The sequence below is a fragment of the Streptomyces canus genome (assembly GCF_001514145.1).
GTDB classification, from domain to species: domain Bacteria; phylum Actinomycetota; class Actinomycetes; order Streptomycetales; family Streptomycetaceae; genus Streptomyces; species Streptomyces canus.
In genome coordinates this window covers 378,034-391,204 of the sequence record NZ_KQ948657.1, presented here as the reverse complement: position 1 = coordinate 391,204, position 13,171 = coordinate 378,034, and the positions used below count along the sequence as shown (strand labels likewise).

Below are 13,171 nucleotides of genomic sequence, written 5' to 3'. Positions count from 1 at the left end.
GCCCGCCGTCAGTGTCGTCGGTCAGAGGGCCACGGCGACGCGGTCACTGCGCCAGCGTCGCCGGACTCCCGCCGTTCGCCTCGTACCCGGCCACCGCCAGTGCCCGGTATATCGCGAACTCCGCGGCCGGATCGGCGGACAGCGTCCAGGGCAGGGCGCCGACGTGGCCGTCGATGTGTATGAGCTGGCTCATTGCCTCCGCCCAGCGCTCGCCGCGCACGAGGAAGAAGACCAGCAGATGGCGGACGTGGGCCAGCATCGGATCGTCGGCACGGGCCGAGTGGACCGCGTGCAGCGCGCCGTGGATCGCCTTGGTCACGACCTCGCTCCGGTAGAAGCCGCTGACCAGGTTCACCTCGGGCAGGTGCTCGAAGACCGCGAACAGTGGCATCGCGGCGAGGAGGGAGCCGTGCGGGGCCCGGGCGGCGGCCGCCTCCGCGAAGCCGTACGCCAGCTCCCGCGAGCCGTGCCACTTCTCGCACCAGTAGTGCAGCGCGGCCAGGTGCGCCCCCATGTGGGCCGGGGCACGGTCCAGGATCTTCAGCCACAGCTGCTCGAACTCCGCCTGCGAATAGGCCAGTCCGCGCGCCACGGACAGCTCGACGATGTACGGGACCGGATCGCCCGGAGCCAGCAGCGCCGCCTCGCCGCAGGCCACCTTCGCCTCCTCCATGATGATCCGGAACTCGTCCGTGCCCGGCGTCGAGGTGCGCCACGCCTGGTGGACCAGGAACTCCGCGTGCACGGCCGCGCCACCCGCGTCCTTGGGCTGCTCGGCCCGCCACACCCGCAGCCACTGCCCGCCCGGTGCCTCGCTGACTCCGCCCGGACGCTGCTGCAGTTCCAGCGAGGCGGCTCCGGCGAAGGCCTGCACGCGCTGCCAGCGCAGCTCGCCCTCCCGCTCGGTACCGGCGAGGAGTTGGGAGGCCGCCTTGTAGTCCTGTGTGCGCTGCACCAGGTCCAGGACGTCCAGCAGGTCCTGGTCGGGGCCGGGCATGCGGATGTCCAGCTCCTCCTGCCGTGCGAAGCCGTAGTCCTCCGGGTCCGCGGCGTCCGGGTGGCCCGCCGGGACCTGTTCGATCCCGCCTCGCCTGCGCCGAAGGAACGGAATCAGCACGAAGCCCAGCATGACCGCCGCCATCAGGACCCAGAGAATCTCCATGCCTCAAGAGTTCCAGACGCCGCCGACAATTGCCCAACCCGGTCGGCACCCTGTGGAAAACTCCCGGACCGGCCCGAATGTCCTGGGGAAAACTCCCCGCGGCCGGCCCGAACGCCTGGGGAAAACCCTGCCGTACGGCCCGTGCGGAGCCCGTCGTCCGTCATCGGTCCCCCGGGCGGACTACCCTCGGAGCCCATGAGCGACAGGCACATCAGTCAGCACTTCGAGACCCTCGCGATCCACGCGGGCAACACCGCGGACCCCGTCACCGGAGCGGTGGTCCCGCCGATCTACCAGGTCTCGACCTACAAGCAGGACGGCGTGGGCGGTCTGCGCGGCGGTTACGAGTACAGCCGCAGCGCCAACCCGACCCGCACCGCCCTGGAGGAGAACCTCGCCGCCCTCGAAGGCGGCCGCCGGGGCCTCGCGTTCGCGTCCGGACTGGCGGCCGAGGACTGCCTGCTGCGTACGCTGCTCAGCCCCGGCGACCACGTGGTCATCCCCAACGACGCGTACGGCGGCACGTTCCGCCTCTTCGCGAAGGTCGTCGCCCGATGGGGCGTCGAGTGGTCGGTCGCCGACACCAGCGACCCGGCCGCCGTACGGGCCGCGATCACCCCGAAGACGAAGGTCGTGTGGGTGGAGACCCCCTCCAACCCGCTGCTCGGCATCACCGACATCGCCGCCGTCGCCCAGGTCTCCCGGGACGCGGGCGCCAAGCTCGTCGTCGACAACACCTTCGCGACGCCCTACCTCCAGCAGCCGCTGGCGCTCGGCGCCGATGTCGTCGTGCACTCCCTGACCAAGTACATGGGCGGCCACTCCGACGTCGTGGGCGGCGCCCTGGTCACCGCCGACGAGGCACTCGGCGAGGAACTGGCGTACCACCAGAACGCGATGGGTGCGGTCGCCGGGCCCTTCGACTCATGGCTGGTGCTGCGCGGTGCCAAGACGCTGTCGGTGCGCATGGACCGGCACAGCGAGAACGCCACGAAGGTCGCCGACATGCTGACCCGGCACGCGCGTGTGACGCAGGTGCTCTACCCGGGCCTGGAGGAGCACCCCGGGCACGAGATCGCGGCCAAGCAGATGCGGTCCTTCGGCGGCATGGTCTCCTTCCGGGTGGAGGGCGGCGAGGAGGCGGCCGTCGAGGTCTGCAACCGCGCCAGGATCTTCACGCTGGGGGAGTCCCTGGGAGGCGTCGAGTCGCTGATCGAGCACCCCGGCCGCATGACGCACGCGTCCGTGGCGGGCTCGGCGCTCGAGGTCCCCGCCGACCTCGTGCGCCTGTCCGTGGGCATCGAGAACGTCGACGACCTGCTGGAGGACCTCCAGCAGGCGCTCGCCAAGTAGGCGGGGCCGGGCTCACCAGCCCCTCATCGGTGGAGTCGTCGTGGACGGCGGCTCCACCCATGGGCGCGCGGTCAGCGCCCACACCACGAACGCCACACTCGCGGCGAACAACAGCAGCCACATGATCCGGCGCGCCGCGGTCCTGCGCCGGAGCATGCGCGATCCACGCCGTACGACGTCCCCGTACAGATCCGCGGGCACCTGCGGCGTTCCCCGTTCCATGATCTGCCGCACGGCGGCCTCACGCTGGGTCCGGTTCACGCGTACCTCCCGGGACGACGCGGGTGTCTCAGGACACGGCCGCCACTCCAGTCCCGCCGCCTCATGACGGTGCCACCTTCGCCGTCACCACCGCCGGTGCGGGCCCGCGCGGTGGGTGCAGCAGGGTGGCCGTCGCCCGGTCGCAGATCGTGCGGACGCGTTCCGCCGGCAGCCCGAGCAGGGCCGCCGCCTGTTCCTCGGCCACGCCCTCGTAGAGGCGCAGTACCAGGATCAGCCGTTCCTGTGGGGCGAGCCGGGACAGCGGGCTGTCGGGGTGCGTGCGGCCGCGGAGCAGGACGCCGTGGCGGCGCCATGCTCCGTGTGCGAAGCGCAGGGCGAGGTGCTGGCGGGCGCGGTCGTAGGGGTCCTCACCGCGCAGCCGGTCCCAGCACGCGTACGTGTGCGCGAGCGCCAGCGTCAGCAGGCGTCGCGCGCGCGGGTTGTCGTCCGGTGCCTCCGCCGTCAGGAGCGTGGCGGTATGCAGCAGCCGCCCGGCCGCGCCCGCGACGAACGCCTCGAACTCCCGGGCCCGACGCGTGCCCTGGACCACCTGCCGTTGCCGCACCGCACCTCCCCGCCTGCGGATGGTCGTACGACGGCTTCGTACGACCACGAGGACCCGGTCTCAGAGGACCCGGTCTCATATGAGGCCCGGCACGGCCGTCCGGTCAAGAGGCGCGGCGGTACACGCGTGTGCCCCTGCCTAAGAGGACTGCGCCTCCGGTCCCGGGACCCCCTGGACCGCCATCCTGGAGGAGAGGGCGGTGTTGAAGCGCGTGAGGAGCGTGCAGAACGCCTCGCGCTCCTCCGGTGCCCAGTCGTGTGTCAGCTCTGCCATCAACTGACGCCGTGAGGAGCGCACTTCCTCCAGCCGGGACTGTCCGCGCGGGGACAGCTGGAGCACCACCGCGCGTCCGTCCTCGGGGTGCGAGGTGCGCTTGACCAGCCCGGTGTCGACGAGCGGCGCCACCTGGCGGGTGACCGTGGACGAGTCGATCCCCATGCTCGCCGCGAGCGCCTTGACGCCCATCGGGCCTTCCTTGTCGAGCCGGTTGAGCAGCAGGTACGCGGCGCGGTCCATGGAGTTGCGCACCTGCCCCACCCCGCCGAGCCGGGTCTGTTCGGCACGACGGGCGAAGACCGCCACCTCGTGCTGCAGGGTGTCGAGGAGACCGGTGTCACCGACGGTCGTCATGTCCATCGACATTTCAGGTGTTGTGGGCATGGCCGGGGGCTCACTTCATGAAGGGCTGCTGGGTTGGGGGACAGGGTACGCGGCCCGGAGGCAGGCCGTACCAGCGCTGAGCAAACCCGTCTCGGACGTTGGTCACAGCGCGAGCACGCACGTGTGAACTGCGAGACTTGAGTCATGAACTACCGCAAGGCCCACCCCGTGCCGCCGGTGACGCTGGACGACGTGCGCGGCGCGCAGAAGATGCTGTCGGGCGTGGCGCGGACCACCGCGATGGAGGGCAGCCGCCACCTGACCCAGCTGGTGGGCGCGCCGGTGCACTTCAAGTGCGAGAACCTGCAGCGGACGGGGTCGTTCAAACTCCGCGGCGCCTACGTCCGGATCGCCGGACTGCTGCCCGAGGAGCGGGCCGCGGGTGTCGTGGCCGCGAGCGCCGGAAACCACGCGCAGGGCGTCGCGCTGGCGTCCACGCTGCTCGGCGTGCGCTCCACCGTGTTCATGCCGAAGGGCGCCCCGCTGCCGAAGATCAGCGCCACCAGGCACTACGGCGCCGAGGTGCGCCTGCACGGCCAGGTGGTCGACGAGACGCTGGCCGCCGCACAGGAGTACGCGGCGGAGACGGGCGCGGTGTTCATCCATCCCTTCGACCACCCCGACGTCATCGCGGGCCAGGGCACGGTCGGCCTCGAGATCCTGGAGCAGTGCCCCGAGGTGCGCACGGTCGTCCTCGGGATCGGCGGCGGCGGACTCGCGGCCGGTGTCGCGATCGCCGTGAAGGCCCTGCGGCCGGACGTGCGGATCGTGGGTGTGCAGGCGGCGGGCGCGGCCGCGTATCCGCCCTCGCTGGCCGCGGGGCGTCCGGTGTCGATCGAGAACCCGGCGACGATGGCCGACGGCATGAAGGTCGGGCGGCCGGGGGACGTGCCGTTCGGGATCGTGGACGAACTCGTCGACGAGGTCCGCACGGTGACGGAGGACGAGCTGTCCGCCGCGCTGCTGCTGTGCCTGGAGCGGGCCAAGCTGGTCGTCGAGCCGGCCGGGGCGAGCCCGGTCGCGGCGCTGCTGAGCGACCCGGGCGCCTTCGCGGGGCCGGTCGTCGCCGTGCTGTCCGGCGGCAACGTCGACCCGGTGCTGCTGCAGCGGGTACTGCGGCACGGCATGGCCGCGCAGGGCCGCTACCTGGCCGTTCGGCTCCGGCTCACGGACCGGCCCGGTGCCCTCGCGACGCTTCTCGGGGTGTTGTCAGTGGTCGACGCTAATGTCCTGGACGTGAGTCACGTCCGGACCGATCCACGGCTCGGGCTCGCGGAGGCGGAGGTCGAGCTGCACCTGGAGACGAAGGGGCCGGAGCACTGCGCCGAGGTCGGCCGAGCCCTCCGCGAGGCGGGCTACACCGTCATCGACTGAGGTCAGGGCCCCCTTCAGGACGCAGAAGTCACTCTTTCGAGTAAGTCCATTGAGGGACGCGATACATCGCGTTATGGTGTGTCTCGTGACGCCGCTCACGCCCGCCCGCAGAAGAAAAAACAACGGGCGAAGGAAAACGCACAAACCTAGGCTTTCCCAAGAATCCCCGACGACGTGGAGACACATATGCCAGGCGCCATCTATGCCGAAGGCCTGGTCAAGACCTTCGGCGACGTAAGGGCTCTGGACGGCGTCGACCTCGATGTCCCGGAGGGCACCGTCCTGGGCCTCCTCGGACCGAACGGCGCGGGCAAGACGACAGCCGTCCGCTGCCTGACGACCCTCCTGAAGCCGGACAGCGGCTCGGCGGTCGTCGCGGGCGTCGACGTCCTCAAGCACCCCGACGCCGTGCGCCGCTCCATCGGCCTCTCCGGCCAGTTCGCGGCTGTCGACGAATACCTCACCGGCCGCGAGAACCTGCAGATGGTCGGCCAGCTCTACCAGATGAAGGCGAAGCAGGCGAAGGTCCGCGCGACCGAGCTGCTGGAGCAGTTCGACCTCGCCGACGCGGCCGACCGCCCCACCAAGACCTACTCCGGCGGCATGCGCCGCCGCCTCGACCTCGCGGCCGCCCTGGTGGTCTCACCGCCCGTGATGTTCATGGACGAACCGACGACCGGCCTCGACCCACGCAACCGCCAACTGCTGTGGGAGGTCATCAAACAGCTGGTCTCCGCGGGCACCACGCTGCTGCTGACCACCCAGTACCTCGAGGAGGCCGACCACCTCGCCCACGACATCGCCGTCGTCGACCACGGCCACGTCATCGCCACCGGCACCTCCGACCAGCTCAAGGCCCGCACCGGCGGCGAGCGCGTCGAGGTCGTCGTGCACGAACGCGAGCACATCCAGGCCGCCTCGGAGGTCCTGCGCGGCTTCGGCAAGGGCGACACCACGGTCGAGGACCACATGCGCAAGCTCACCGTGCCCGTCACCGGCGGCGCCAAGCTGCTCGCCGAGGTCATCCGCGAACTCGACACCCGCGGCATCGAGATAGACGACATCGGCCTGCGCCGCCCCACCCTCGACGACGTCTTCCTGTCACTGACGGGACACGCGGCCGAGGCGAAGGACGAGGGCAACGACAAGAAGGAGGACGCCAAGTGAGCGCCGTCACCGACACCGCCCGGCTCGCGGATCGCGGCAATCCCCTCAGCCAGTCCGTCCGCGACTCGCTGGTCATCGCCAAGCGCAACCTGATCCGGATGTCCAGGATCCCCGAGATGGTCATCTTCGGCCTCATCCAGCCGATCATGTTCGTGGTGCTGTTCAGCTACGTCTTCGGCGGCTCCATGAACATCGGCGGCACCACGGACTCCTTGGTCTACCGCGAGTTCCTGATGGCCGGCATCTTCGCGCAGACCGTCACCTTCGCCACCGCGGGCGCCGGCGCCGGGATCGCCGACGACATGCACAAGGGGCTCATCGACCGCTTCCGCTCACTGCCCATGGCCCGCGGCGCCGTGCTCACCGGACGGACGCTCGCCGACCTGGTGCAGACGGCGCTGACCCTGTTCGTGCTGGCCATGGTCGCCCTGCTGGTCGGCTGGCGCACCCACACCAGCATCGGCGAGGTACTCGGCGCCTTCGGTCTGCTGCTCCTGCTCGGGTACGCGTTCACCTGGGTCGGCGCCCTGATCGGCCTGTCCGTGCGCACGCCTGAGGCGGCCACCTCGGGTGGGCTGATCTGGCTCTTCCCGGTGACGTTCATCTCGAACGCGTTCGTGGACTCCAGCCGCATGACCCCGTGGCTGCAGCACGTCGCCGACTGGAACCCGTTCAGTGCCACGGTCCAGGCCTGCCGCAAGCTGTTCGGCAACCCTGGTGTGTCCCCCTCCGAGGCCTGGCCCATGCAGCACCCGGTCTGGGCCTCGCTGATCTACTCGGTCCTGATCATCGTCATATTCAGGACCCTGGCGGTCCGCAAGTACCGCTCGGCCACCGCATGACAGAGCCCCCGGCGCCGCGAGGGCGCCGGGGGCCCGTCACAAGGACAGACGGCCGGCCGGATCAGCCGTTGTAGGGCTCGGCCTTGAGGATGGTCACGGAGGCCTTCTTGCCGTTCGGCAGTTCGTACTCCGCGTCCTCACCGACCTTGTGGCCGATCACGCCGGAACCCAGCGGGGACTGCGGCGAGTACGTCTCGACGTCCGCGCTCGCGTACTCGCGCGAGGCGAGCAGGAAGGTCATGGTGTCGTCCTCGTCACCGTCGAAGGCGATCGTCACGACCATGCCGGGCGCCACCGTACCGTCCGCGGACGCCGGAGCCTCACCGACCTTGGCCTTCTCCAGGAGCTGGGTCAGCTGGCGGATGCGGAGCTCCTGCTTGCCCTGCTCTTCCTTGGCCGCGTGGTACCCGCCGTTCTCGCGCAGGTCCCCCTCCTCGCGCGCGGCCGCGATCTTCGCGGTGACTTCCTCGCGCGCGGGACCAGACAGGTACGCCAGCTCTTCCTTGAGCTTGGTGTACGCCTCCTGGGTCAGCCAGGTGACGTCTTCGCTGGTCTGGGTCACAGGTGCTCCTCGTAGGTACTGGGAATACAAAGCATCGCCCTACCCAGAAGAATGTGCCTTCACGGATGGGCGAAACCACGAGCCTAACAATTCAGTGGCCGAAGGGGGAGGACATAAGCCATCAGAAATACGTCAGCGCAGGTCAGTGGTGATGCATCGGGGGTGACGTCAGTCGGCGTGACAGCCCAGCAGCTCGGCCGTGGTGCCCGGGGCCGTCGTACGGAGCGTGACGACCTTGTCGATGCGGGTGGCGTCACCGCCGAAGCGGAAGTCGGCCCGGCCCACCTCGGAGCCGTCCGCCGCCTGGGAGCGGATCGTGCAGTAGCCCGAGGCGCCGGAGTCCTTGCGGACCTCCAGATGCACCTGCACCGCGGACTTCTCCGAGTCGAACGTGATCACCTCTGCGCTGATCTTGTTCTGCACGACGTAGTGGTAGGCGAAGTAGCCGATCAGCGCGAGCAGGAGGGCGCCGAGGACGGCACCGGCGATGCGGAGCTTGTGGTCGGCACGCTCGTCCGAGGAGCGGCCGTAGCGTCCCTCGGGCAGCTGAGTGCTCGCCGTGCTCATGATCGTCTCCCGGTAAACCAAGGCCGTGGAATTAATCGCCCCCCGATTCGGTCACTATAGAAGCCGCCGTTCGCACCCGAAGACACCGGGGCGCCGACTTACTGAGGATTGAGTCTTGACTGACCAGCTGCGACTGATGGCCGTGCACGCCCACCCCGACGACGAGTCGAGCAAGGGCGCGGCCACCATGGCGAAGTACGTGTCCGAGGGGGTGGACGTGCTGGTCGTGACCTGCACGGGCGGGGAGCGCGGCTCCATCCTCAACCCGAAGCTTCAGGGCGACAAGTACATCGAGGAGCACATCCACGAGGTACGCAAGAAGGAGATGGACGAGGCCCGCGAGATCCTCGGCGTGGGACAGGAATGGCTCGGCTTCGTCGACTCCGGCCTGCCCGAGGGCGACCCGCTGCCGCCGCTGCCCGACGGCTGCTTCGCCCTGGAGGACGTCGACAAGGCGGCCGGCGAGCTGGTGAAGCAGATCCGCACCTTCCGTCCCCAGGTGATCACCACCTACGACGAGAACGGCGGCTACCCGCACCCCGACCACATCATGACCCACAAGATCTCGATGGTGGCGTTCGAGGGCGCGGCGGACACCGAGAAGTTCCCCGAGTCCGAGTTCGGCCCGGCCTACCAGCCGCTCAAGCTCTACTACAACCAGGGCTTCAACCGCCCCCGCACCGAGGCGCTGCACCACGCGCTCATCGAGCGCGGCATGGAGTCGCCGTACGGGGACTGGCTCAAGCGCTGGGACGAGTCGCCGATGCGCGACCGCACCCTGACCACGCACATTCCGTGCGCGGAGTTCTACGAGATCCGCGACAAGGCCCTGATCGCGCACGCCACGCAGATCGACCCCGACGGCGGCTGGTTCAAGGTCCCGCTCGATCTCCAGAAGGAGGTCTGGCCGACGGAGGAGTACGAGCTCGCGAAGTCCCTCGTCGATACCTCCCTCCCCGAGGACGACCTCTTTGCGGGCATCCGCGACAATGCCTGACATGAGCGCAAGCGCAAGCCTGGCAATGACGCACCTCGCGACCCTCGCCAAGGAGGTCGACGAGGACAAGGTCACCCCCGGAGTCCTCGGCTTCATCGTCTTCGCGGCGATGGCCCTGGCGGTGTGGGCCCTGATGAAGTCCATGAGCAAGCACATGAACAAGGTCGACTTCAAGGAGTCCCCGGATGGGGAGGCCTCCGGCGAGGAGACCGCGGACAGTCCCTCCGGCAAGACCTCGCCGGCCAAGGGCTGAGCCACGCGGCGGCGACGGGAGCGGGCACCCGAGGCCCCTCCCGTCAACGGCCGTGCTCGGCCGGCGACAGCAGCCGAGGGCCCCGTCCACGCCGAGGGGCGTACACGCCTCGCACAGGCACAGGCACAGGCCCGCCGGGCGGACACCGCGCGCCTCAGCCCCGCGCCGGAGCCACCGACACGCCCATGACCTCCCGCGCGTGCCGGTTCGGCACCATCCCCAGTCGCCATGCCTGCCACCCGGTGTCCAGGTTCACGCCCCGCTCCAGCAGCAGTCCGTACGCCCCCACGTAATCGTCCAGCTTCTGGTCCCGTGCCCCGTGCTCCCGGCGGCCCAGTTCCGCCAGTTCCTCCTGGGCGACCGCCGCGCCGATCTCCACGCCGCCCGGTGCCGCGTACGGCAGCAGGGTGCAGCGCAGGAAGCGGGCCCAGTCCTCGCCCCGCTGATCGCCGTAGGAGGCGAACAGCGCCACCGCCTCGTCGCACAGCGCGAGGGCCTGGGGGGTACGGCCGTTGCCCGCGTCCACCACCGCCAGTTCGAGGCAGGTCCACGCCTCGCCGTGCGCGACGCCGATGCGCTGGAAGTCGGCGCGCGCGTCGACCAGGAGCTGGCGGGCGAAACCCGAGTTGCGCAGCGAACCCGTCTGCGCGGCGCGCTGGTCGCGGGTGACACGGGCCGAGTGGTGGCGGGCACAGGCCAGGCCGTAGACGTCCCGCATACGGGAGAACATCGTCCGCGAGCGTTCCAGCTCACGGACCGCGAGATCCAGGTTGCCCGTCTCCTCCAACGCCTGACCCAGGTAGTACACCGTCCACGCCTCGCCGCGCGCGTCCTCGTTGTCGCGGTGGCGGGACGCCGCCTGGCGCAGGCCGTCCACCGCCGCCGACGGGTCCCCGGCCACCAGGCGGGCACGCGCCAGCTGGGTCAGCGCCCACGCCGCGCCCCGGGCGTCGCGGGTGCGGCCGTACAGGTCGAGGGCTGTTCTCAGCTCCGTCTCCGCACGCGGTACGTCGCCCATGCGCAGGGCCAGCTGGCCGAGCTGGAAGTGGGCCCAGGCCTCACCGTGGACGGACTCGCCCGCGCGGTGCAGGACCAGCGAACGGGTCAGCAGGTCCTGTGCCTGCGCGACCCGGCCGCGGTCGCGTTCGACCGCCGCCAGGGCGTGCATCGTCCAGGCGCGGTCCGTGGCCAGTTCGGAAGTTGACTGGAGGGCCAGCGCCTCCTCGAGCTTCGCCGCTGCCTCGGTCAGATGGCCCTGGTGGTGAAGGGTGATGCCCAGGGAACACAGGGCGCGCGCGGCCCCCGCGTCGTGGTGGGCCTCCATGTAGAGGTCGACCACCGAGGTCAGTGTCGTACGCGCCTTGTCCAGCTCGCCCAGCTGGCGGGCGGCGATACCGGTGCGCCACTGCACCGAGCGAACCAGCAGCCCCTGGTCCACCGCCTGTGCCAACTCGCTGATCTCACCCAGGCGGTAGAGGTCACCGCGCAGCAGGCAGTAGTCGCACAACGCGCCCAGGAGGTTGAGAACCGCTCCCTGGTTGACGCCCTCCGCGTGCCTGAGCGCCGCCGTGATGAAACTCGACTCGTCGTCCAGCCAGCGCAGCGCCTCGTCGAGGGAGGTGAAGCCGTGCGGGCTGAAGCGGTCCGAGCGGGTCGACATGTTGCCGTCGACCAGGCGCAGCACGGAGTCGGCGAGGTCGGCGTAGTTGACGATGAGGCGTTCCTGCGCGGCCGTGCGCTCGGCCGGCTCCTCCTCGTCCAGCAGTCTGGCCTGGGCGAAGGCGCGGACCACGTCGTGGACGCGGTAACGGCTGCCGCGGACGTGGTCGATCAGGCCCGCGCGGGCCAGCGCCACCAGGTGCCGGGTCGCCTCCGTCTCGTCGGTGGCCAGCAGCGCGGCGGCCGCGGCGGCGCCGAGCGAGGACCGGCCGGCCAGTGCGAGACGGCGCAGCAGCCGACGGGCCTGCTCCGACTGGTCGGTGTAACGGAGCCACAGGACGCGTTCGACGGGCTCGACCGGGCCGTACGCGCCGAGATCGGTGGCCAGTTGGCGCGGGGAGCGGGGACCGAGGGACGAGCCCGCTATGCGCAGGGCCAGGGGCAGACCGCCGCACAACTCCCTGATCCGGTCGGCTGACTGCGCGTCATAGGGACCGGTGGCGGACTGCGCGGCCGCGTCCAGAAGCTCCTCGGCGCCCGCCGCGTCCAGGGAGTGGACCGGGAGTTCGTGCACCTGGGCGGCTAGGTCCGACGGCAGGTGGAGCGGCTCACGCGCGGTGACCAGGACCAGGCTGTCGGAACGCTCGGGGACGAGGGTGCGGACCTGCTCGGGGTCCGAGGCGTCGTCCAGCACGATCGTCACCGGCAGGCCGGTCAGATGCTGGTGGTAGAGCTCGCTCAGCCGCTTGACCTGCTGGTCGGGCGAGGAACGCTCACGGAACAGCAGCTGCTCGCGCGGGGCGCCGAGCCGGTTGAGCAGATGCAGCAGAGCGTCCCGGGTGGAGAGCGGGGACTCCTCCGGGTTGTCGCCGCGCAGGTCCACTACGCAGGCACCGCGGAAGTAGTCCTTGAGGTCGTGCGCCGCCCGCACGGCGAGTGCCGTACGGCCGCTTCCGGGCGGGCCGTGCAGCACGACCACCGTGGGCCGGGTCTCGGTGGTCGCGCGCGAGGCCTGTACCCACTGCCGGATGCGGCCCATCTCCGTCCGGCGGTCCGCGAACTCGCTGATGGGTTCCGGCAGTTGCCCGAACGACTGCTCCAGCACGCTCCTGCCGCGGGCCGCCGCGCTCTTGTCCGTGCCGCGCAGTCGCGGGCCCGCCTTCTTCGGGCCGGTCGACGCGCTCAGCACCCGCTGCTGGTCGAGGAACGGCCGGATGCCCCGTACCTCCAGGGCCGTCAGCCACTGGAGCCGGAGCTGCTCCGGGCCGCCGGGCTGGCCGATCGCGCCCGCCCGGTGGTGCGCGGCCGGCAGATGCGAGCCGGCCACCTTCACCACCGTCGCCGCCGCGGCCACGACGCCCACGGTCACGCCCGCGCCCAGCGCGGTGCCCGTGTCGGTGCCGAGCGCCAGGTCGGCCACGGCAGCAGCCAGGGCGGCGACCACCGCCACCAGCAGAGGAGTACCGGCCCCCTCCTTGGAGTACCGCTGCCGGAAGGTGAGTTGACCGGCCTGCGCCTCGTCCAGCGCGCGCGTGTACGCCTCGTACTCCTCGGCGGCCGTCTGCGCCATCGCGTCCAGCGAACCTCGGGCCCGCGCGAGCAGTACGGCCCCGTCGACCCGCCCGCCCGAACGCCGCACCTCCTCCTCCACGGCCCGCCCCAACAGCCGTTCGGCTTCCGCCCGATGACTGTCCCGCATGTCACTTCCCCCTCCGGTGGCAACGGGTTTCTTGGTCAAGTGTGCTGCGG

Annotated in this window: 13 protein-coding genes; 6 read left to right on the top strand and 7 right to left on the bottom strand. The window is 70.7% G+C overall.

The genetic code is table 11. The features are described from left to right. Positions 1-43: 43 nt before the first annotated feature. Positions 44-1,162, bottom strand: coding sequence for a hypothetical protein (locus AQJ46_RS06610; protein WP_059204698.1), 1,119 nt, complete (start codon positions 1,160-1,162; stop codon positions 44-46). Between the two features lie 195 nt (positions 1,163-1,357). On the opposite strand from AQJ46_RS06610, the gene AQJ46_RS06605 reads away from it, so the two are divergent. Next, positions 1,358-2,515 carry a cystathionine gamma-synthase gene (locus tag AQJ46_RS06605; RefSeq protein WP_059204697.1) on the top strand — a complete coding sequence of 386 codons (1,158 nt, stop codon included), beginning with the start codon at positions 1,358-1,360 and terminating at the stop codon, positions 2,513-2,515. A gap of 12 nt (positions 2,516-2,527) precedes the next feature. Here AQJ46_RS06605 and AQJ46_RS06600 read toward each other — a convergent pair whose 3' ends face one another. The 3 genes from AQJ46_RS06600 to AQJ46_RS06590 form a co-directional block, all read right to left on the bottom strand. Continuing rightward, on the bottom strand, positions 2,528-2,776 hold the full coding sequence (locus AQJ46_RS06600) for a hypothetical protein (protein ID WP_059204696.1): 249 nt from the start codon (positions 2,774-2,776) through the stop codon (positions 2,528-2,530). A gap of 61 nt (positions 2,777-2,837) precedes the next feature. Then, on the bottom strand, positions 2,838-3,341 hold the full coding sequence (locus AQJ46_RS06595; protein WP_059204695.1) for a sigma factor-like helix-turn-helix DNA-binding protein: 504 nt from the start codon (positions 3,339-3,341) through the stop codon (positions 2,838-2,840). Between the two features lie 138 nt (positions 3,342-3,479). Then, a complete protein-coding gene (locus AQJ46_RS06590; protein WP_020118471.1) occupies positions 3,480-3,983 on the bottom strand; it encodes a MarR family winged helix-turn-helix transcriptional regulator in 504 nt (167 codons plus the stop codon). 162 nt (positions 3,984-4,145) lie between these two features. On the opposite strand from AQJ46_RS06590, the gene ilvA reads away from it, so the two are divergent. From ilvA to AQJ46_RS06575, 3 genes are all read left to right on the top strand, one after another. After that, positions 4,146-5,375: a threonine ammonia-lyase gene (ilvA, locus tag AQJ46_RS06585; protein WP_059204694.1), complete on the top strand. Its 1,230-nt coding sequence runs from the start codon at positions 4,146-4,148 to the stop codon at positions 5,373-5,375. Positions 5,376-5,561: 186 nt separating this feature from the next. Continuing rightward, positions 5,562-6,542: an ATP-binding cassette domain-containing protein gene (locus tag AQJ46_RS06580; protein ID WP_057607643.1), complete on the top strand. Its 981-nt coding sequence runs from the start codon at positions 5,562-5,564 to the stop codon at positions 6,540-6,542. Further along, the gene (locus tag AQJ46_RS06575; protein WP_059204693.1) at positions 6,539-7,384 is read left to right on the top strand and encodes an ABC transporter permease; all 846 of its coding nucleotides are present in this window, start codon (positions 6,539-6,541) and stop codon (positions 7,382-7,384) included. Before AQJ46_RS06580 ends, AQJ46_RS06575 begins: the two co-directional genes overlap by 4 nt. Before the next feature lie 61 nt (positions 7,385-7,445). Here AQJ46_RS06575 and greA read toward each other — a convergent pair whose 3' ends face one another. Together greA and AQJ46_RS06565 are read right to left on the bottom strand one after the other, a co-directional pair. After that, positions 7,446-7,946, bottom strand: coding sequence for a transcription elongation factor GreA (gene greA, locus AQJ46_RS06570; RefSeq protein ID WP_057607641.1), 501 nt, complete (start codon positions 7,944-7,946; stop codon positions 7,446-7,448). A gap of 168 nt (positions 7,947-8,114) precedes the next feature. Beyond that, a complete protein-coding gene (locus tag AQJ46_RS06565; RefSeq protein WP_059204692.1) occupies positions 8,115-8,513 on the bottom strand; it encodes a DUF4307 domain-containing protein in 399 nt (132 codons plus the stop codon). Positions 8,514-8,649: 136 nt separating this feature from the next. On the opposite strand from AQJ46_RS06565, the gene mca reads away from it, so the two are divergent. Both mca and AQJ46_RS06555 read left to right on the top strand, forming a co-directional pair. Continuing rightward, positions 8,650-9,510: a mycothiol conjugate amidase Mca gene (gene mca, locus AQJ46_RS06560; protein ID WP_057607639.1), complete on the top strand. Its 861-nt coding sequence runs from the start codon at positions 8,650-8,652 to the stop codon at positions 9,508-9,510. After that, on the top strand, positions 9,503-9,763 hold the full coding sequence (locus AQJ46_RS06555) for a hypothetical protein (RefSeq protein WP_079072154.1): 261 nt from the start codon (positions 9,503-9,505) through the stop codon (positions 9,761-9,763). Before mca ends, AQJ46_RS06555 begins: the two co-directional genes overlap by 8 nt. A gap of 154 nt (positions 9,764-9,917) precedes the next feature. On the opposite strand, the gene AQJ46_RS06550 is transcribed toward AQJ46_RS06555, so the two are convergent. Then, positions 9,918-13,121 (bottom strand): tetratricopeptide repeat protein, encoded by a 3,204-nt coding sequence (locus AQJ46_RS06550; RefSeq protein ID WP_059204690.1) that lies wholly within the window; start codon positions 13,119-13,121, stop codon positions 9,918-9,920. Between the last annotated feature and the right edge of the window lie 50 nt (positions 13,122-13,171).

Coding starts and splice junctions, on each gene's coding strand:
- AQJ46_RS06610 (WP_059204698.1), bottom strand. CDS start 1,162: ATGGAGATTCTCTGGGTCCTGATGGCGGCGGTCATGCTGGGCTTCGTG.
- AQJ46_RS06605 (WP_059204697.1), top strand. CDS start 1,358: ATGAGCGACAGGCACATCAGTCAGCACTTCGAGACCCTCGCGATCCAC.
- AQJ46_RS06590 (WP_020118471.1), bottom strand. CDS start 3,983: ATGTCGATGGACATGACGACCGTCGGTGACACCGGTCTCCTCGACACC.
- ilvA (WP_059204694.1), top strand. CDS start 4,146: ATGAACTACCGCAAGGCCCACCCCGTGCCGCCGGTGACGCTGGACGAC.
- AQJ46_RS06580 (WP_057607643.1), top strand. CDS start 5,562: ATGCCAGGCGCCATCTATGCCGAAGGCCTGGTCAAGACCTTCGGCGAC.
- AQJ46_RS06565 (WP_059204692.1), bottom strand. CDS start 8,513: ATGAGCACGGCGAGCACTCAGCTGCCCGAGGGACGCTACGGCCGCTCC.
- mca (WP_057607639.1), top strand. CDS start 8,650: ATGGCCGTGCACGCCCACCCCGACGACGAGTCGAGCAAGGGCGCGGCC.
- AQJ46_RS06555 (WP_079072154.1), top strand. CDS start 9,503: ATGCCTGACATGAGCGCAAGCGCAAGCCTGGCAATGACGCACCTCGCG.
- AQJ46_RS06550 (WP_059204690.1), bottom strand. CDS start 13,121: ATGCGGGACAGTCATCGGGCGGAAGCCGAACGGCTGTTGGGGCGGGCC.